Below are 19,584 nucleotides of genomic sequence, written 5' to 3'. Positions count from 1 at the left end.
CAGAGCGGGAGGGCGATCACGCGATCACGCGCGAGCGGTGACTCCGCGTGAGATCTCGGTCATCTCCTCCCGCGGGACCACCTTGACGCGTTCCCGTCCTTGCTCTTCACCGAGGGAACGCTCGTACGTGTCCAGGAGTTCCCAACCCTCCCACGTGGTGTACGGCACACCCTGGTTCTCGAGGCGTTCGATGATCGCGTTCGGGTCGCGCTCGGGCGCCGGGGTGAGCGTGCCGTCCTCGAAGCCGCTGGTGACGTCCTCGACGAGGTGGCGGATCGTCTCGGCCGCATCGGACTTCGTGTGGCCGATCAGACCGACCGGCCCGCGCTTGATCCATCCGGTGGTGTACAGACCCGGGATGTGTTCCCCATCAGCACCGAGCACGCGGCCGCCGTCGTTCGGGATGACTCCGGCGCCGTCGTCGAAGGGAACATCCGGAAGCGGGGAGCCGAAGTAGCCCACGGCCCGGTAGACGGCCTGGACCTCGAAGTCCTCGAACTGCTCGGTACCGCGGACGTTCCCGTCGCCGGTGAGCTCTGTCCGCTCGGTGCGCAGCCCGACGACCTTGCCATCGGCACCCAGCACCTCGTGCGGCTTGTGCAGGAAGTGCAGGTGGATCCGGCGCGATGCGGTCAACTCGCTCGGGTCTCGCAACGTCCAGTCGGTGAGCGTCTTGACGACCTGCTTGGCCTGGTTGGAGGACCGGATCGCCTCCTCCGACCCCTCGTCGAAATCGAAGTCCTCCGGATAGACGACGATGTCGACGTCGGGGACGTGCCCGAGCTCGCGAAGCTCCAGCGGAGTGAACTTCACCTGCGCCGGCCCGCGCCGTCCGAACACGTGCACGTCGGTGACCGGGCTCTTCGCCAGCCCCTCGGCGACGTTCGCCGGAATCTCTGTGGGCATCAGATCCTCGACATGCTTGGCCAGGATGCGGGCGACGTCCAGGGCGACGTTCCCCACCCCGAGGACGGCAACGTGCTGAGCCTCCAGCGGCCAGGTACGCGGAACGTCCGGGTGACCGTCGAACCAGGAGACGAAGTCGGCGGCCCCGTAGCTGCCGTCCAGGTCGATCCCGGGGATGTTCAGGTCCGCGTCGCGGATGGCGCCGGTGGAGAAGATGACGGCGTCGTAGTACTGACGCATATCCTCCAGCGTGAGGTCGGTGCCGAAGTCGACGTTGCCGATGAGCCGGATGTCGCCCCGCTGTAGCACCTTGTACAGTGCGGTGACGATCCCCTTGATCCGCGGATGGTCCGGGGCGACGCCGTACCGCACCAGCCCATAGGGCGCCGGTAGCCGCTCGAACAGGTCGACCTCGACTTCGAGATCGGACTTGGACAGGATGTCGGCAGCGTAGATGCCGGCGGGGCCGGCCCCAACGATGGCAACGCGGATCTGGGTGGTAGGCACGGGGTCGGATGCCTCTTTCGATGTGGTCGGAGGGCACGTCAGTGCCGCGGTCAGATGGCGATCTGGGTCCCAGTCTAAGGGTTGCCTCACCGATGCGACCTGAGCGGCCGTTCGTCTCACTCTGCGATCAGAGTTGTCCCGAACTGGAGGAGATCGGCGGGCAGCAGACGGTTCCCGCACGGGTAGGTGCCACCCGCCGTCGTCATCGACACCTCCATGCGACGACATGTGGCACCTACCGGTGGGTGAACGTCGCTGAATCCGTGGGCCGCACGGGCGGTACGTTGAGCCAGTGCCGACACCAGAGCGATCCCCGCAGCCCGGGCTCGATCCGCGCGGGCTGGCTGCCGGGATCGCCGGGTACGCATGGTGGGGTCTGCTACCGCTGTACTTCCCGCTCCTGGCGCCCGCCGGCCCACTGGAGATCACCGCCCACCGCATCGTCTGGTCGCTCCTGGCGTGCGTGGGCTTGCTGGCCGTCCTGGGTCGCCTGCACCAGCTGACAGCGCTGCTCCGTGACCGGCAGGTGACGGCGCGGCTCGCCCTGGCGGCGACGCTGCTGTGTGCCAACTGGGTGGTGTTCGTCCTGGCCGTCGTCACCGGCCACGTGGTCGACGGCGCACTGGGGTACTACATCAACCCCCTGATCACGGTGGTCCTGGCCGTCGTCGTGCTCGGTGAGAGGTTGCGTCGGGCGCAGTGGATCGCCGTCACCTTCGGAGCTGCAGGTGTACTCGTGATCGCCATCGGCTATGGCGCGTTCCCGTGGATCTCACTCATCCTCGCCCTGAGCTTCGGTGGGTACGGCCTGGTGAAGAAGCAGGTGGGTGCCCGGGTGCCGGCGCTGCCGGGACTCGCTGTGGAGACCATGGTGCTCGCACCCGCCGCTGCGCTCTTCCTCGTGGTGCTCGCCGTCACGGGCCACGGATCGTTCGGCCAGCCAGGTGCCGCTGACATGCCGGCCACCGGACTGGCCCTCCTGCTCATCGCGGCAGGGATTGTCACCTCAGTCCCGCTGGTGCTGTTCGCCTCAGCGGCCCGGCGACTGCCGTTGGCGATGGTGGGACTGCTGCAGTACCTCACTCCGACGATGCAGTTCCTCACGGGTGTGCTGATCTACCGGGAACAGATGGACGCCGGCCGCTGGGCGGGCTTCGCCCTGGTCTGGATGGCCCTGGTGGCCCTCACCTGGGATGGGCTGCGCATGGGTCACCGGCGGCGCCGCGGGTGACCCATCATCGTCGCCTGCTCCCCTCCCCCGGACCCTAGACTCAACCGCAGGACCATTCCAAAGCAGGAGATGCCATGCCCAGTGTGCTGTTCGTATGCGTGAAGAACGGCGGAAAGTCACAGATGGCTGCCGCCCTGATGCGCGCCCGCGCCGGTGAGAGCATCACGGTGCACTCCGCCGGCACGAAACCTGGGACGAGCCTGAACGGCGAGTCCGTTGCCTCACTCACCGAGGTCGGCGCCTCGGTCGAGGGCGAGCAGCCCAAGCCCATCGATCCGCGGCTCCTGGACGAGGTGGACCGCGTGGTGCTCCTCGGCTCGGAGGTTCAGCTGGAGCCGGGGTCTGCCCCGGTGGAGCGGTGGGAGACCGACGAACCCTCCGAACGAGGCATCACCGGGATGAAGCGGATGCGCCTCGTCCGGGACGACATCGCCGCTCGTGTGGATCGCCTCGTCGCCGAGCTCGGCGCCGGCTGAGCATGGACTGCGCGACGGTGGCCTGAGTGTCGATTCTCCGCGCAGGAACGACACTCACGCCGCCCTCGTGGAGGCCGAGCCAACGAGGCTGAGTCCTCCTCACGCCATCCGGTCCACGAGCAGCCCGGCGAACACCTCGAGCGCCTCACGCTCGGCCGACTCCGGCAGTGCCGCCAGCTCGTCGGACGCGTCCTCGGACCACCGGCGTGCCATCTGCCGCGCCTCCTCGAGCACGTCGTGCTCCCGCAGCCGTTGCAGCACATCGGCGAGGGTCTCATCAGCGCCCAGGTCGGAGTCCAGGTCGGCCAGGAGCTGTTGCCCCGCGGCGTCCAGCGTCCCGGCGGTGGCCCTGGCCCGCAGGAGGAGCACCGGCATCGTGGCCACCCCTTCCCGCAGATCGGTCCCCGGCGTCTTGCCCGTCGTGTCGGAGTCGGAGGTCAGGTCGATCACATCGTCGGCGAGTTGGAACGCCACACCGACCTTCTCCCCATACCGGACCAGTGCGTCCTGGATCTGAGGGTCGGCACCGGAGAGCATCGTCCCGTAGCAGGCCGCGGCGGCGATGAGCGATCCGGTCTTGTCCGCCAGCACCTGCAGGTAGTGCTCGATCGGATCCTCATCCTCGGACGGTCCGAGAGTCTCGTGCAGCTGCCCCATCACCAGCCGTTCGAACGCATCGGCCTGTACTCGCACCGCACGCGGTCCCAGCTCCGAGACCAGCTGCGAGGCCCGGGCGAACAGCAGGTCACCGGTGAGGATCGCCACCGAGTTCCCCCACACCTCGTGCGCACTGGGTGCGCCACGCCGCAGCGGGGCCGAATCCATGACGTCGTCGTGATAGAGCGTCGCCAGATGAGTCAGCTCAGTGGCGACCGCGGCCTGGCGAACCTGCTCGTTCACACCGCCCCCGAACTGGCTCGTGAGCAACACCAGAACCGGCCGGATCCGCTTCCCACCGGCGGCGAGCAGGTGCCGAGACGTCTCGTCCACGATGCGCTCGGCGTGACTAGCCGCCGCGCGCAGGCGCCGCTCGATCTCGTCTAGCTCATGGCCCAGGCGCGACTCCAGCTCGGAGTCACCCATGGCGGGTACGGATGTGGTCACAGCATGAACTTAGTCGCTTCGGAGGTGAGGGACAGAATCGGAGTCGGAACCACACCCAGCACGACCGTTGCGACGGCGCACACAGCAACCGCGATCGCCGTTGTGCCCTCGGTGCGCACCACTGTCGATCCGGCGTCCTGGTCAGGATCGGTGAAGAACATCAGCACGATCATGCGCACGTAGAAGAACGCGGCGGCCGCACTGGCCAGTACCGCAATCACCACCAACGGCCACGCACCACCCTCGACCGCCGCGGCGAACACCGTGAACTTGCCGACGAAGCCGGCCGTCAGGGGGATTCCGGCGAAGGAGAGCAGGAACAGGGTGAAGCACACGGCGAGCACCGGGTGCCGCCGGCCGAGCCCGGCCCACTGCTCCACCCGGGTCGCCTCTCCTGTGACGTTGCCCTCGGCGTCACGTTCGCGCACGAGCGTCACCAGGCCGAAGGCCCCGACCGTGGCCACCCCGTAGACGAGGAGGTAGAACATCACCGAGCTGATCCCGGAGGAGGTCAGAGCGATCACCCCGAGCAGGACGAAGCCCGCGTGGGCGACCGAGGAGTAGGCGAGCATCCGCTTGATGTCGGTCTGCACGATCGCCAGCACCGTCCCGACGATCATCGTCAAGATCGCGATTGTCCACAACAACGGGCTCAGGTCCCACGTCAGGCCAGGCACGACCGCATAGAGGAAGCGCACCAAGGCCGCGAAAGCCGCGATCTTGGTACAGGCGGCCATGAAGCCGGTGATCGAAGTGGGTGATCCCTGGTAGACGTCCGGGACCCACGAGTGGAAGGGCACGGCCCCGACCTTGAACAGCAGCCCCACCAGCACCAGGACGACACCGGCGAGCAGCACGACATCCATACCCACCATCGCGGGGACGGCGGCTGCAAGGTCGGCGAAACGCACCGAACCGGAGTAGCCGTACAGCAGGGCCAGGCCCATGAGGAAGAAGGCCGAGGAGAACGCCCCGAGCAGGAAGTACTTGAGCGAGGCCTCCTGGGAGAGGAGGCGTCGCCGTCGGGCGAGGCCCGCGAGCAGGTAGAGGGGCAGCGAGAGCACCTCGAGGGCGATGAAGAGCGTCAGCAGGTCGGAGGCGGCCGGGAAGACGAGCATGCCGCCCACCGAGAACAGCACCAGCGGATACACCTCGGTCTGGACGAGGCCCAGACGCCTGGCCTGCGCCTCGTAGGTGGAACCTGGAGCGCCTGCGGCGACGGGGGTGAACCCGTCCTCACCACCGACGCGGTCGGCGATCACCAGCATGCCCAGGAATGCGCAGATCAGCACGACGCCCTGAGCCATCAGCGCAGGCGTGTCCTCGACGATCGCTCCGCCGACCAGCTCGGCCGGCCCCTGTGCCTGCACCACTGTCCAGCGCCACGCGACGGTCACGAGGGCGGCGCCGAGCGCAACCACGGCGAGGATCACCTGCACCATCCGGCGCACGGCGTCCTTCACGAAGGCCTCGATGAGCACGCCGACCACGGCGGCGCCGAGCACGATGACGATCGGGGCCAGCGCGGCCCAGTCGATCGACGGCGGGACGAAGGTCATGAGGCGCTCCCGAGGATCGCGGCGAACTGGTCAGCGGCTGGCGTGAGCACGTCGAGCACGGGTGCGGGGAAGAATCCGAGCACGAGCATGGCGAGGACGAGCGGCACCATGGTCCAGCGTTCCCGCCCCCCGAGGTCCGGGAGGTCCGACCGGTCCGGATCGACCGGGCCGGTGAACACGCGCTGGTAGGCGAGGAGGATGTACAGGGCGGAGAGCACCACCCCGATGACGGCGAAGACACCCGCAGCCGGCGAGGCCTCGAAGCTCCCGAGCAGCACCAGGTACTCCGGCACGAAACCGCTCAGCCCGGGCAGCGCGAGAGTCGCGAGACCGGAGATCAGGAAGACACCCGCGAGTACCGGGACCACACGTTGCATTCCGGAGTAGGAGGACATCTGTGCCGAGCCGCCGCGCTGGGTGAGGAAGCCGGCGACGAGGAACAGCGCTGCGGTCGAGACGCCGTGGGCGACCATGTAGATCATCGAGCCGACCATCGCCGTCTGCGTGCCGATGAAGATGCCCAGCACGATCAGGCCGAAGTGCGAGACCGACGTGAAGGCGATCAGACGCATCACGTCCTTCTGCCCGATGGCCAGGATCCCGCCGTAGATGATGGAGATGATCGCCAGCACCACGAGGTACGGCGCCACGTTCGCGACCGCCTCCGGGAACAACGGCAGGCAGATGGCGATCATCCCGAAGGTGCCGACCTTGTCCAGCACTCCAACCAGGAGAGCGGACGTACCAGGCGGCGCCTCGGCCGCGGCATCCGGGAGCCAGGTGTGCACCGGGACCATCGGGGCCTTGATGGCGAATGCGATCAGGAAGCTGAGGAAGACCCACAGCTGCGCGGTGTAGTTGCCCTCCAGCGCACCCGCCAGGTTGTCGAGCAGCAGCGCCTGCTCGCCACCACCGGTCTGCACGAGGAGATAGATCACACCCGAGAGCATGACCAGTCCCCCGGCGAGGGAGTAGAGCAGGAACTTCAGTGCCGCCGGGCGCCGGTTCGGGCCGCCGAACACACCGATCATGAAGTAGACCGGGACGAGCATCGCCTCGAAGACCACATAGAACGAGAACAGATCACGCACGGCGAAGATGGCGACCATCATCGCCTCCAGCGCCAGCACCAGGGCCACATAGCCCGCCCGACGGCGGTCGAGGGCCTTCGTGTCCGGCTCGCCACTGCCCGTCTCACCTGAGCCCGCCGCCTCCGGCAGGCGCACCTCGTTCCAGGCGGCTGCGATCACGATCGGGACGAGCGCGACGGCCAGGAGGATCATCACCAGCCCCAGGCCGTTGATCCCCACCGCCCACGAGGCTCCGATCGCCGGAATCCACGAGTAGGTCTCAGTGAACTGGTAGCCGCCGCCTGCGTCGAAGCCCGGCACCATCGCGATGGCTCCGGCGAGGACGAGCAGGCTCACCGCCAGGCCCAGCGGACGGGCGAGCTTCTGCAGGCCCGGCACCAGCCAGATCACGACGGCCGCAAGCAGCGGCACCGCCACGAGCAGGGAGAGCCAGGGCAGATCAACAAGGATGGAAGTCATGGATCCTCCGACTCAGACTCGCGTGGCGAGGACGACGACAACGGCCAGCACGACCCCGACGACCATGATCGAGGCGTAGCTGCGGACGAAGCCCGTCTGCAACCTGCCCCACCACGTGCCCAGACCGACGGCACCGGACCCCAGGCCCCGGGCTGCGCCGTCGACCACCGTGGTGTCGGCCTCGGTGAGCACCTCGGTGACTCGGGCGCCGGGGGTGGCGAACACGGCTTCGTTCACCGCGTCCTGGTACAGGTCCACGCGGGCGGCCCGGGTGAGCACGGAGCCCTCGGGCGGCGTGACCGGCACGGCACTCGCCGCATACTGGCGCCAGGCGATGAACGCACCGGCCAGCACGATCGCGATCGTCGCACCGATCAGGACCGGGATCGCGATCACCGGGTCATGGTGCTCCACGTGCCCGGTCACCGGCTCCAGCCAGTGGGTGAAGGTGTCGCCGATCGCGAGCAGGCCACCCAGAGCGACCGACCCGACGGCGAGGACGATCATCGGCACAGTCATCAGCAGCGGCGACTCGTGCGGGTGCTGCACGGGAAGATCCTTGTCGCTCTCGTTCGCTGAGTCCTCGCTTTCCTTCCAGCGGGCCTTGCCGTGGAAGGTCATGAAGAACAGGCGGGACATGTAGAAGGCGGTGATGCCGGCACCGAGCAGGGCGATCGGTCCGAAGACCCAGGGCTGCCAGCCCTCGCCGACGAACGCCGCTTCGATGATCTTGTCCTTGGACCAGAACCCGGAGAACGGCGGGATGCCGAGGATGGCGAGCCACCCGGCACCGAAGGTGATCCAGGTGATCTGCATGGAACGGCGCAGTGCGCCGAACCGGCGCATGTTCACCTCATCGCCCATACCGTGCATGACCGAACCCGCACCCAGGAACATGCCGGCCTTGAAGAAGCCGTGCGTGACCAGGTGGAAGATCGCGAAGGCGTAACCGATCGGGCCGAGCCCAGCGGCGAGCACCATGTATCCGATCTGGCTCATGGTCGAGGCGGCCAGAGTCTTCTTGATGTCGTCCTTCGCGCACCCGACGATCGCACCGAACAGCAGCGTGATCGCACCGATGATCGCAGCGACGAGCTGCGCCGTCGGGGCCCCCTCGAAGACCGGCGCCGAGCGGACGATTAGGTACACACCGGCGGTGACCATGGTGGCGGCGTGGATCAGGGCCGAGACCGGGGTGGGGCCTGCCATCGCGTCCCCGAGCCAGGCCTGCAGCGGGAACTGAGCCGACTTACCGCAGGCTGCGAGCACCAGCATCAGACCGGTCGCGGTGAGGATTCCCTCGTTCGTTCCCTCGGCCGCAGCGAAGACGGTCTCGAAGTCCACCGCCCCGATGGAGGCGAACATCAGCATCATCGCGATGAGCATGCCCATGTCGCCCACGCGGTTCATCACGAAGGCCTTCTTCGCGGCCACGGCGTACTCGGTGCGCTGGTTCCAGAACCCGATCAACAGGTAGGAGGCCAGGCCCACACCTTCCCAGCCGACGAACAACAGGGCGTAGGAGTCGGCCAGCACGAGCACCAGCATCGCGGCCACGAACAGGTTCAGGTAGGCGAAGAACCGGCGACGGTTCTCGTCATGCTCCATGTACGCCACGGAGTACACGTGGATCAGCGCGCCGACGAAGGTGATCAGCAGCACGAACGTCATCGAGAGCGGATCCACCAGCAGCCCGGCGTCCACGCTCAGGTCTCCAGCAGGAATCCAGGAGAAGAGGTGAAGGTCGTGGATGCGCTCGGCCTCCGGCAGACCGAGCATCTCGATGAGGATCCCGATACCCAGCAGCGCAGCGGCCGCAGCGGCCACCACGCCGAGCCAATGCCCCCACGCGTTCGTGCGCCTGCCACCGACGAGGAGCACGGCAGCACTGGCCAGCGGAATGGCGATCAGCAGCCAGGCAAGGTTCGTCAAGGGTGTGTCCTGCATGTCCCCTCAGTTCTTCAGCAGGTTGGCGTCGTCCAGCGACGCGGACCCGCGGGTTCGGTGGATGGAGACGATGATCGCCAGGCCGATCACGACTTCCGCTGCGGCAACCACCATCACGAAGAAGGCGATCACCTGCCCGTGCAGGTCACCGTGCATCCGGGCGAAGGTGACCAGCATGAGATTCGCAGCGTTCAGCATGAGTTCCACGCCCATGAAAGCCACCAGGGCGTTGCGCCGGACCAGCACGGTCACGGCGCCGATCGAGAACAGGATCCCGGACAGCACCAGGTAGTGCACCAGCGTCATCGCTCATCCCCCTCGTCGGTCTCCGGCGAGGAATCGCCGGCGTCGTCCCGGTCCGCATGGTCGCTCCCGGCCGGATCGGCCCCCTCGGCCCCCTCGGCCCCTTCGGACTCCGTGGCCGTGGCTTCGATCTCGGAGGTCTCGTCCTCGAGCTGTGCCTCGTCGGTGGTATCGAACACGGGGGCACCTGACGCGATCATCGCCACCCGGCCCGTCTGCGCGGCGGCCTCCTCGTCCCGCAGCACCTGCCCGCGGACTCGCAGCACGGTGGTCACGGACGCGTCGAGCGTCTCCCCCGAGGCCGCCAGAGCCGGCATGTCCGCCGAGTTCGTGCGCGCGTAAACGCCGGGCCCGGGCGCGGAGACCACCGCCGTCGCCGAACCACTCTCGGCGAAGGTGGCGAGCTTCTTCTCCACGGTCTCCCGCTGGCCACGCTTGGGGCCGAGCCGGCGGCGGTGGCTGAGTACGAGTGCACCCAGTGCGGCAGTGATGAGCAGCGCCGCGGTGAGCTCGAACGGGAAGACATAGTCGCCGAAGATCAGCCGGGCCACACCCACCGGGTTCGTATCCGCGTTCGCAGCCTCCAGACCGACCGGGCTTGCGAACGTCGCCCTCGTGACGATCGCGATCGTCAACGCCACGAGTCCGAGGCCGCCGACAATCGCGATCCAGCGCTGCCCGGCGAGAGTCTCGGTGAGGGACTCCGTGGAGTCGACACCCACGAGCATGATGACGAACAGGAACAGCATCATGACCGCGCCGGTGTAGACCACAACCTGCGCCACGCCCAGGAACGGCGCCTCGAGCGCGATGTAGAGGACGGCGAGAGCGACCATGACGCCGGCAATACTCACGGCGATGTGCACGGGACGTCGCGCGAACAGCAGAGCAAGGGCGCCCAGCACCATCAGCGGAGCCAGCACCCAGAACAGGACTGCCTCACCTGTGGAGAGCACGAGCTGCTCGGTCATCGCTTTCCTCCCTGCGCCCGGCCCGGATCGGCCGCGGACTCCAGGCTCGGGTCCTCCGGCCGGTGCTCGCGGACCCAGTCGACCTGCTCGGCAGTGGGTCCGGTGACCGCACCGCGGTAGTAGTCGCCGTCGGTCGTCCCCTCGACCATCGGGTGGGGAGCCGAGAGCATGCCCGACCGCAGCGGCGCGAGCAGCTGATCCTTCTCGAAGATCATCTTCTCGCGAGTGGTGTCGGCCAGCTCGTAGTCGTTGGTCATCGTCAGTGCGCGGGTGGGGCAGGCCTCGATGCAGAGCCCGCAGAAAATACAGCGCAGATAGTTGATCTGGTAGACCTTGCCGTACCGCTCACCCGGGGCGTACTGGGCGTCCGGAGTGTTGTTGCCCGCCTCGACGTAGATCGCGTCCGCCGGGCATGCCCAGGCGCACAGCTCGCACCCGATGCACTTCTCCAGCCCGTCCGGATGACGGTTGAGCTGGTGCCGGCCGTGGTACCGCGGTGCCGTGGGCTTCTTCTCGAACGGGTACTGCTCGGTGACCACCGGCCGGAAGAGGGAGGCCATCGTGACCCCGAAACCGGCGACCGGAGCGAAGAACTCCTCGAGTGCGCTCTTGTCCTCGTCGCTGTCGACATCGAAGTTCTGGACGTCGTGGGTCGCTCCCATCGCCGTCTTGGTCGTGCGTGGCTCGGGACTGCGCCCGCGCCCCTTGCCCGTGGAGTCAGCCATCGGTGTTCTCCTTGTCGGTGGCGGGTCCGGCGTCAGCCGGCGCGGTCACCTTCGCCCGGCGGGGCGAGGGAGGAAGGCTCTGGCCCGGTAGCGGCGGCACCGGGTAGCCGCCGGCGAACGCGTCGAACGCCTCCGCCTTCGCGTCCGCAGGCGTGCCCGAGCCCGGGGTTCCGGATCCACCGGCCGTACCAGCGGCGCCGTCGGCTGCCGGCTTCTTCTCCGGGATCAGCAACAGGACCACGGCAAACAGCACCAATGCCCCGGCCAATGCGAACAGCAACGTCTGGAGGCTGATGTCGGTGAACTGACGCACCCCCTGGATCACAGCGACGCCGACCACCCAGGCGAGCGCGACGGGGATCAGGACCTTCCAGCCCAGGTTCATGAACTGGTCATAGCGGAACCGCAGCAGTGTTGCGCGCAGCCACACGAAGAAGAACATGAAGCCCCAGAGCTTGATGAGGAACCACAGCAGTGGCCACCAGCCCTCGTTGAACATGCCGTCGTTGATCGCCGAGAGCGGCCACGGAGCGCGCCATCCGCCCATGAACAGCGTGGTCGCGATCGCCGAGACATTCAGCATGTTGATGTACTCGGCGAGGAAGAACCAGGCGAACTTCATCGACGAGTACTCGGTGGTGTACCCGGCAACCAACTCCCCCTCGGCTTCGGGCAGGTCGAACGGGAGCCGGTTGACCTCACCGGTCATCGAGATGAGATAGATCACGAAGGCCGGCGCGAGCGCGACCGACCACCACAGCTGGGTCTGCGAGTTCACGATTTCGGAGGTGGACATCGACCCGGCCACGATCAGCACACTGACCAGGGACAGGCTCATCGCCAGCTCGTAGGAGATGACCTGGGCGGTGGAACGTACGGAGCCCAGCAGCGGGTAGGTGGACCCCGAGGACCAACCACCGAGCACGATGCCGTACACGCCGAGCCCGGCGATGCCGAGGAAGTACAGCACCGACACCGGCAGATCCGTCAGCTGCAGCGGGGTGACGATGTCGGTGAACGGGATCTGCACGGCGGGCCCGAACGGGATGATCGCGAAGATCATGAACGCGCAGAACACCGAGATCATCGGGGCGATCCGGTAGATCACCTTGTCCGCGCCCTTGACGGTGATGTCCTCCTTGAGCAGGAGTTTCAGGGCGTCCGGGATCGACTGCACGAGACCGAACGGGCCGCGCACGTTCGGGCCGAGCCGCTGCTGGAATCGGCCGATGATGCGACGTTCGAACCACAGCGCGAACAGCACCGAGAGCAGCAGGAACACCAGGATGGCCGCGGCCTTGATGAACACCAGACCGATGGAGTCGGCCGAGAAGTCCGCACCCGCCGAGGCGAGCACGGGAACAGTCGGCGGGGTCATCGCTGCACCTCCGAGGTGGGGACGGACAGGTCCACGACGCCCGGCGCGGCCGTACCGAGCATGCGGTGCACCGAGGATCCTGGTGAGTGCTGCGGCAGCCAGACCACCCGGTCGGGCATCGCCACGATCGAGGCCGGCAGATCGATCGAACCGGCCGGTCCGCCCACGCGCAGGGTCTGCCCCTCGGCCACACCGACCTCAGCCGCGGTCGCGGCGGACAGGTGCGCCACCGGGCGGCGCTGAGTACCGGCCAGGTGCGGTTCGCCGTCCTGACCCCGGGCGGAGTCGAGCTGCAGCCGCCACGTCGCGAGCACAGCCGTACCCGGAGCCATGCTCCCGGGCTCGTGGCCCGATCCGGGCGACACCTGCGGGGCGCCGGCGCGTTCACCGTCCCAGCCGCTGAACTCGGCCAGCTCGGCGTAGAGGCCGTCAAGGCTCCGGGCGCCGAGATCGACGTCTGCGGCACGGGCGATCATGTCGAGCACCCGCCCATCGCTGAGCGAGGCGTCGTCGAAGACCGCGGCGAACGCCCGCGGCCGGCCCTCCCAGGTCAGGAAGGTACCCGCCTTGTGCGTGGGCGGTGCCACCGGCAGCACCACGTCGGCATGCTCGGTGACGGCGGAGCGTCGCACCTCGAGCTGGACCACCGTGCCGACGGCGGCCAGGGCCGCCTCCGCCAGGGCCGGGTCCGGGAGATCGTCGAGATGAACGCCACCGACGAGCAGAGCGCCGAGGTCACCGTCGCGCGCAGCTTCGAGCATCGCCGTCAGATCGCGGCCGGGGGTGTCCGGCAACGACTCGACGCCCCAAGCGGCGGCGACGTCCACGCGGGCCTGCGCATCGGAGACAGGGCGTGCGCCCGGCAGCAGCCCGGGCAGCAGGCCGACCTCGACCGCGCCGCGGTCACCGGCCCGTCGCGGTACCCACGCCACGCGAGCACCGGAGGCCTCGGCCAGTCGTTGCAGAGCGGTGAAGCCTCCCGGTACGGTCGCGAGCCGCTCTCCGGCGAGGATCACTCCGCCTCGCAGTCGCTCGGCGAGGTCGCCCAGTTCGACGCCGCCTGCCTCGGTGGCCCCCTCGGCCAAGCCCGTCAGCACGACCGCTTCGGCGCCCGGAACGGTGTGGAGCACGTCCGCCCGCATTTTCGACGCCCCGCGGGTGGTCAGCGGGGCGATGGAGCTGACGTGCACGCCCCCGGCCAGCACACCCTTGCGCAGTCGCAGGAAAATCGTGCCCGCTTCTTCCTCCGGTTCGAGGCCGACGAGCAACACCTCGCCCGCGCGCTCCAGGTCGCCGAAGGTGACGTCCATCGTCGAGCCGGCCACGCGGTGGGCGAGGAAATCGGCCTCCTCGGCCGAGTGCGCACGGGCACGGAAGTCGATGTCGTTGGTGCCCAGCACCACGCGGGCGAACTTGGACCACGCGTAGGCATCCTCGACCGTGAGCCGCCCACCGGGCAGAACACCGACACGCCCGTGGGCGCCGGTCAGTGCCTGTGCCGCCAGGTGCACCGCCTCGGACCAGCTCGTGGGGACCAGCTCGCCGGACTCCTCGTCCCGGACCAGCGGGCTGGTGAGACGGTCCGGAGCACTCTGCCACGGGTGCGCGAAGCGGTCCTTGTCGGTGATCCACTCCTCGTTCACGGCCGGGTCGTCTCCGGCCAGGCGGCGCAGCACCACATCGCGGCGGTGGTCGATACGGATCGCGCTTCCGCACGCGTCGTGCTCGGCGATCGAGGGCGAGGAGACCAGGTCGAACGGACGGGAACGGAACCGGTAGGCCGCCGACGTCAGCGCTCCGACCGGGCAGATCTGGATCGTGTTGCCGGAGAAGTAGGACGCGAAGGGGCGCCCGGAGGCATCCAGTGCCGCTTCCCCGAGGGTCGGGGTGCTCTCACCGGTCCCTGCTGCCAGGGAGGGCTCACCGCCCGGACCCACGGTGTCGCCGTCGGGGGCCTGCTCACCTCCGGCGAACCCGAGGATCGCCTCGTCGAATCGGCCGATCTGCTGGGCAGGGAGCCCGTGCTCGTCGCTGCCCGGCGTGCCGCCGCCGCGACCCTGCAGGTCGATGAACGGGTCCCCGGCGATCTCGTCGGAGAATCGGGTGCACCGCTGGCAGAGGATGCACCGGTCGCGGTCGAGCAGAACCTGGGTGGAGATCTTGATCGGCTTCGGGAACGTGCGCTTGATCCCGGTGAACCGGGAGGTTCCGCTGCCGTTGGACAATGCCTGGTTCTGCAGCGGGCACTCACCGCCCTTGTCGCAGACGGGGCAGTCGAGCGGGTGGTTGATGAGCAGGAACTCGATCTGTCCACGCTGTGCCTTCTCCGCCACCTCCGAGGAGTGCTGGGTGCTCACCTGCATCCCCGGCATCACCTCGAGGGTGCAGGAGGCCTGCGGCTTCGGCATCGGGCGCACGTTGCCCTCGCGGTCCGGTGCGGCGACCTCCACCAGGCACTGCCGGCAGGCGCCGGCAGGCTTGAGCAGCGGGTGGTCGCAGAACCGCGGGATCTGCACACCGATCTGCTCAGCCGCGCGAATCACCAGCGTGCCCTTGGGCACGGACACCTCGACGCCGTCGATGGTGAGGGTGACTTCCTCCGGCTTCGTCACGGTGTCGCTGGCGGTGCTCGTGGTGGCGGTCATGAGGAGACTCCCGTGAACGCGGCGTTGGCTTCGTAGGGGAAGAGCTCCCAGGCGGGGGTGTGCAGACCCTGCTCGAACTCGTCCCGGAAATACTTGATGGCGCTCTTGACAGGCGTCGCCGCAGCATCGCCCAGCGCGCAGAACGAGCGCCCTTCGATGTTGCCCGCGACGTCCAGCAGCAGATCGATATCGGACTCGCTGCCCTCACCGGCCTCGAGCCGCTGCAGGATCTGCTTCAGCCAGAAGGTGCCCTCCCGGCAGGGGGTGCACTTGCCACAGGACTCGTGCTGGTAGAAGTCGATCCACCGGCTCACGCAGCGCACCACCGAGGTGGTCTCGTCGAAGACCTGCAGTGCGCGTGTGGCGAGCATGGAACCGGCCGCTCCCACGGATTCGTAGTCGAGAACGACGTCGAGGTGCTCGGCGGTGAGGATCGGCGTGGACGAGCCACCCGGCGTCCAGAACTTCAGCTCGTGCCCGTCCCGGACTCCCCCGGCCATGTCGAGCAGCTCACGGAAGGTGATCCCCAGCGGCGCCTCGTACTGACCCGGCCGGGCCACGTGCCCGGAGAGGGAGAACAGCCCGTGCCCCTTGGACTTCTCGGTCCCCATCGAGGCGAACCAGTCGGCGCCGCGGCTCACGATCCCGGGGACCGAGGCGATGCTCTCGACGTTGTTCACCACCGTGGGGCGGGCGTAGAGCCCGGCGACCGCGGGGAACGGCGGCTTGAGGCGCGGTTGCCCGCGCCGGCCCTCGAGGGAGTCCAGCAGCGCCGTCTCCTCACCGCAGATGTAGGCACCGGCGCCCGCGTGCACGGTCACCTCCAGGTCGTAGCCCGTGCCAAGGACGTCGGAACCCAGGTAACCGGCTTCCTTCGCCTCCCGTACCGCCGCGAGCAGGCGCCGGTAGACGTGCACGACCTCACCGCGCAGGTAGATGAAGGCGTGGTGGCAGCCGATCGCCACCGAGGTGATCGCAACCCCTTCGATCAGCGAGTGCGGGTTGGCCATCATCAGCGGGATGTCTTTGCAGGTTCCCGGCTCGGACTCGTCGGCATTGACCACCAGGTAACGCGGTCCGCCGTCCGGCTTGGGCAGGAAAGACCACTTCAACCCGGTCGGGAAGCCGGCGCCTCCTCGTCCGCGCAGACCGGAGTCCTTGACCATCGTGATCAGCTCAGCCGGATCGGTCTCCATGGCCTTGCGCAGGCCGTCGTAGCCGTTCCGGGAGACGTAGGTGTCCAGCTTCCACGACTGCGGGGCATCCCACAGGTCGCTCAGGACGGGTGCCAGGGTGCTCACGAGTCCGTGCCCTCCTCGTCGGTGCTCTTCACCGGGTCAGCGTCGGCATCTCCAGGGGTTCGCGGCTCCCGCTCGGCACTGGAGCCCTCATCACCGACCGGGTCCGTACCGCTCGCAGCGGCATCTGCCGCCACCTGCGGACCCGCCGCCTCCCCGGCCTCCTCCTCGCCGGGGATTCGCCACCCGTTCTTACGGGCAAGTTCGAGGCCGACAAGACTCGCGTGACCGGCCCCGGGGCCCTCGTCGGCGTGACCGTCCTCGAAGCCGGCCAGCACGCGGGAGACCTCCTTGAAGGTCGAAACCCGGTCGGCGCCACGTGAGGGTGCCACTGGCTCGCCGGCGAGGAGCTTGTCCACTGTCTCCGCCGCCGTCGTCGGCGTCTGGTTGTCGAAGAACTCCCAGTTGATCACCATCACCGGTGCGTAGTCGCACGCCGCATTGCACTCCACCCGCTCCAGGGTGATGGTGCCGTCCTCGGTGGTCTCGTCGTGTCCGATCCCCAGCTTCGCCGCGAGGTGGTCGAAGATGGCGTCACCGCCCATGACGGCGCACAGGGTGTTCGTGCACACGCCCACGGTGTAGGTGCCATTGGGGTGGCGCTTGTACTGGCTGTAGAAGGTGGCCACCGCGGAGACGGAGGCCCGGGAGAGGTCCAGCACGTCGGCGCAGAACCCGATCCCGGCCGGGCTGACGTAGCCGTCCTCCGACTGGACCAGATGCAGCAATGGAAGCAGTGCCGACCGGGGTTCCGGGTAGCGCGCAAGGATCTGCTGCGCATCCTGCGCCAGGCGCTCGGCGACGTCGTCGGGATAGCTGGTCATGGATGTGGCCATCAGCGGTCCACCCCTCCCATCACCGGGTCGATCGAGGCGACGGCGACGACCACGTCGGCGATCGTGCCGCCCTCGCACATCATCCCGAGAGTCTGCAGGTTGTTGAACGACGGGTCACGGAAATGCGCGCGGTAGGGGCGAGTTCCGCCGTCGGAGACAAGATGTACCCCGAGCACGCCCTTGGGGTGCTCGATCTGCTGGTAGACCTGCCCGGCCGGAACGCGGAAGCCCTCGGTCACCAGCTTGAAATGGTGGATGAGCGCCTCCATCGAGGACCCCATGATCTGCCGGATGTGGTCCAGCGAGTTGCCCTGACCGTCACTACCGACCGAGAGCTGGGCGGGCCAGGCGATGCGCTTGTCGGCGACCATCACCGGATGCTTGCCCTTGCGGTCCTGCGCCTCCAACCGGTCGAGGACCTGCTGGACGATCTTCAACGACTCCCGCATCTCCTTGAAGCGGAGCACGACGCGAGCGTAGGAATCGGCGTCAGTGTGAGTGGGAACCTCGAAGTCGTAGGTCTCGTAGCCGCAGTACGGCTGCGACTTGCGCAGGTCGAAGGGAAGTCCGGCCGAACGCAGGATCGGTCCGGCGGCGCCGAGCGCCATGGCACCGGCGAGAGGCAGGTATCCCACACCCTGGAGCCGTCCGAGGAAGATCGGGTTCTTCAGCGAGAGCTTCTCCAGCTGACCGATCCGGTCGCGGATCTGCGGGATGTACTCGCGCACCATCTGGGTGGCACCAGGCGGCAGATCGACCGCCACCCCGCCAGGGCGGATGTAGGCGTGGTTCATCCGCAGCCCGGTGATCGACTCGAAGATCTTCAGGATGTCCTCACGCGCGGTGAACGCGATCGTCATCATGGTGGTGGCACCGAGCTCGTTCCCGCCGGTCCCGAGGGCGATCAGGTGGGAGGCCACCCGGTTGAGCTCCATCATCATGACCCGGATGAGCGTGGCTCGCTCCGGGACGTCATCGGTGATGTCGAGCAGCTTCTCCACGGCCAGGCAGTACCCGACCTCCTGGAACAGCGGGGCCACGTAGTCCATGCGGGTGCAGTACGTCACGCCCTGGGTCCAGGTGCGGTACTCCATGTTCTTCTCGATGCCGGTGTGCAGGAAGCCGATCCCGCCGCGAGCCTCGGTGACCGTCTCGCCCTCGATCTCGAGCACGAGGCGCAGCACTCCGTGCGTGGACGGGTGCTGGGGGCCCATGTTGACGACGATGCGCTCATCCGGGTTCGCCATCGCATCGGCGCTGATCTCGTCCCAGTCGCCACCGGTCGCGGTGTACTCGCGTGCGCCGCCGGTGTCACCGGCAGGACCGGTGGCGGTGGGCCGGGACGTGGAGGATGGAGTGGACATCAGTTGTACGACCTCCGGTTGTCCGGGGAGGGCACCGTGGCGCCCTTGTACTCGACCGGGATCCCGCCCAGCGGGTAGTCCTTGCGCTGTGGGTGACCGGGCCAGTCGTCGGGCATCTGGATACGCGCCAGCGACGGGTGGCCGTCGAAGATGACGCCGAAGAAGTCCCACACCTCACGCTCGTGCCAGTCGTTGGCCGGGTAGGTGTCGATGATGGACGGAATGTGCGGGTCGGCGTCGGCTACAGCCACCTCGAGCCGGATCGCGCGGTTGTGCGTCACCGAGAACAGCGGGTACACCGCATGCAGCTCACGGCCCTCGTCCTCCGGGTAGTGCACACCGGAGACACCCAGGCACAACTCGAACCGGAGGTCCTGGTCATCGCGCAGCGATCGCGCGACCAGCGGCAGGTGCTCGCGGCGCACGAACAACGTGCACTCGTCCCGGAACACCACCACCTTCTCGACGGCGTCGTCGTAGTCCACGCCGGCCTCACCGAGCACCTCGGCGAGAATGTCGACCACCTCGTCGAAGTAGCCGCCGTAGGGGCGCTGGCTCGGTCCGGGCAGCGCCACGACACGGCGCAATCCGCCATAGCCCGAGGTGTCGCCGCTGCCACGGACGCCGAACATGCCCTCGCGGACCTCGACGACGTCCAACGGTGCCCGTCCGGTGCTCTCGGACACCTGCTCCAGGTGCTGTGAGCCCGCCTCCTGCGCCTCCTGCGAGGGCGAGGTGACGCGCTTGTCCTCGTCGTTCACGCTGCGTCCTCCTTGCATGAGCG

At 68.1% G+C, this 19,584-nt stretch carries 16 protein-coding genes; 2 read left to right on the top strand and 14 right to left on the bottom strand.

Going from position 1 to position 19,584, the window contains the following annotated elements; translation table 11 throughout:
- Positions 1 to 24 precede the first annotated feature (24 nt).
- Entirely contained in the window at positions 25 to 1,413 is a 1,389-nt protein-coding gene (locus FV560_RS17600; protein WP_235020203.1) for an FAD-dependent oxidoreductase, read from the bottom strand.
- 292 nt (positions 1,414 to 1,705) lie between these two features.
- On the opposite strand from FV560_RS17600, the gene rarD reads away from it, so the two are divergent.
- Both rarD and FV560_RS17590 read left to right on the top strand, forming a co-directional pair.
- The gene (rarD, locus tag FV560_RS17595) at positions 1,706 to 2,644 is read left to right on the top strand and encodes an EamA family transporter RarD (protein WP_159622885.1); all 939 of its coding nucleotides are present in this window, start codon (positions 1,706 to 1,708) and stop codon (positions 2,642 to 2,644) included.
- A 74-nt stretch (positions 2,645 to 2,718) separates the two neighbouring features.
- The gene (locus FV560_RS17590) at positions 2,719 to 3,120 is read left to right on the top strand and encodes an arsenate-mycothiol transferase ArsC (RefSeq protein WP_159622884.1); all 402 of its coding nucleotides are present in this window, start codon (positions 2,719 to 2,721) and stop codon (positions 3,118 to 3,120) included.
- Positions 3,121 to 3,219: 99 nt separating this feature from the next.
- On the opposite strand, the gene FV560_RS17585 is transcribed toward FV560_RS17590, so the two are convergent.
- The 13 genes from FV560_RS17585 to FV560_RS17525 are packed head-to-tail and all read right to left on the bottom strand — an operon-like array spanning position 3,220 to position 19,579.
- The gene (locus FV560_RS17585; RefSeq protein ID WP_420853388.1) at positions 3,220 to 4,224 is read right to left on the bottom strand and encodes a polyprenyl synthetase family protein; all 1,005 of its coding nucleotides are present in this window, start codon (positions 4,222 to 4,224) and stop codon (positions 3,220 to 3,222) included.
- Positions 4,221 to 5,783 carry an NADH-quinone oxidoreductase subunit NuoN gene (gene nuoN, locus FV560_RS17580; RefSeq protein ID WP_159622883.1) on the bottom strand — a complete coding sequence of 521 codons (1,563 nt, stop codon included), beginning with the start codon at positions 5,781 to 5,783 and terminating at the stop codon, positions 4,221 to 4,223. The genes FV560_RS17585 and nuoN overlap by 4 nt, the downstream gene beginning before the upstream one ends.
- Positions 5,780 to 7,333 (bottom strand): NADH-quinone oxidoreductase subunit M, encoded by a 1,554-nt coding sequence (locus FV560_RS17575; protein ID WP_159622882.1) that lies wholly within the window; start codon positions 7,331 to 7,333, stop codon positions 5,780 to 5,782. The genes nuoN and FV560_RS17575 overlap by 4 nt, the downstream gene beginning before the upstream one ends.
- Positions 7,334 to 7,345: 12 nt before the next feature.
- Positions 7,346 to 9,280 (bottom strand): NADH-quinone oxidoreductase subunit L, encoded by a 1,935-nt coding sequence (gene nuoL, locus FV560_RS17570; RefSeq protein ID WP_159622881.1) that lies wholly within the window; start codon positions 9,278 to 9,280, stop codon positions 7,346 to 7,348.
- Between the two features lie 6 nt (positions 9,281 to 9,286).
- Positions 9,287 to 9,586 (bottom strand): NADH-quinone oxidoreductase subunit NuoK, encoded by a 300-nt coding sequence (nuoK, locus tag FV560_RS17565; protein WP_159622880.1) that lies wholly within the window; start codon positions 9,584 to 9,586, stop codon positions 9,287 to 9,289.
- Complete coding sequence (locus FV560_RS17560; protein ID WP_159622879.1) at positions 9,583 to 10,554, bottom strand: NADH-quinone oxidoreductase subunit J; 972 nt, start codon at positions 10,552 to 10,554, stop codon at positions 9,583 to 9,585. Before FV560_RS17560 ends, nuoK begins: the two co-directional genes overlap by 4 nt.
- Entirely contained in the window at positions 10,551 to 11,279 is a 729-nt protein-coding gene (gene nuoI / locus FV560_RS17555; protein WP_159622878.1) for an NADH-quinone oxidoreductase subunit NuoI, read from the bottom strand. The genes FV560_RS17560 and nuoI overlap by 4 nt, the downstream gene beginning before the upstream one ends.
- A complete protein-coding gene (gene nuoH, locus FV560_RS17550) occupies positions 11,272 to 12,657 on the bottom strand; it encodes an NADH-quinone oxidoreductase subunit NuoH (RefSeq protein ID WP_159622877.1) in 1,386 nt (461 codons plus the stop codon). The genes nuoI and nuoH overlap by 8 nt, the downstream gene beginning before the upstream one ends.
- On the bottom strand, positions 12,654 to 15,302 hold the full coding sequence (locus tag FV560_RS17545) for an NADH-quinone oxidoreductase subunit G (protein WP_159622876.1): 2,649 nt from the start codon (positions 15,300 to 15,302) through the stop codon (positions 12,654 to 12,656). The genes nuoH and FV560_RS17545 overlap by 4 nt, the downstream gene beginning before the upstream one ends.
- Positions 15,299 to 16,603, bottom strand: coding sequence for an NADH-quinone oxidoreductase subunit NuoF (gene nuoF / locus FV560_RS17540; protein ID WP_159622875.1), 1,305 nt, complete (start codon positions 16,601 to 16,603; stop codon positions 15,299 to 15,301). The genes FV560_RS17545 and nuoF overlap by 4 nt, the downstream gene beginning before the upstream one ends.
- Positions 16,600 to 17,436, bottom strand: coding sequence for an NADH-quinone oxidoreductase subunit NuoE (gene nuoE, locus FV560_RS17535; RefSeq protein ID WP_159622874.1), 837 nt, complete (start codon positions 17,434 to 17,436; stop codon positions 16,600 to 16,602). Before nuoE ends, nuoF begins: the two co-directional genes overlap by 4 nt.
- Entirely contained in the window at positions 17,436 to 18,800 is a 1,365-nt protein-coding gene (locus FV560_RS17530; RefSeq protein ID WP_159622873.1) for an NADH-quinone oxidoreductase subunit D, read from the bottom strand. Before FV560_RS17530 ends, nuoE begins: the two co-directional genes overlap by 1 nt.
- A complete protein-coding gene (locus FV560_RS17525) occupies positions 18,800 to 19,579 on the bottom strand; it encodes an NADH-quinone oxidoreductase subunit C (RefSeq protein ID WP_159622872.1) in 780 nt (259 codons plus the stop codon). The genes FV560_RS17530 and FV560_RS17525 overlap by 1 nt, the downstream gene beginning before the upstream one ends.
- Positions 19,580 to 19,584 lie beyond the last annotated feature (5 nt).

It is taken from the genome of Ruania rhizosphaerae (genome assembly GCF_009805705.1).
In the GTDB taxonomy this organism is placed as follows: Bacteria; Actinomycetota; Actinomycetes; order Actinomycetales; family Beutenbergiaceae; genus Ruania; species Ruania rhizosphaerae.
The sequence above is the reverse complement of the archived record's forward strand: the minus strand, read 5'-3'. Positions and strand labels throughout refer to the sequence as shown.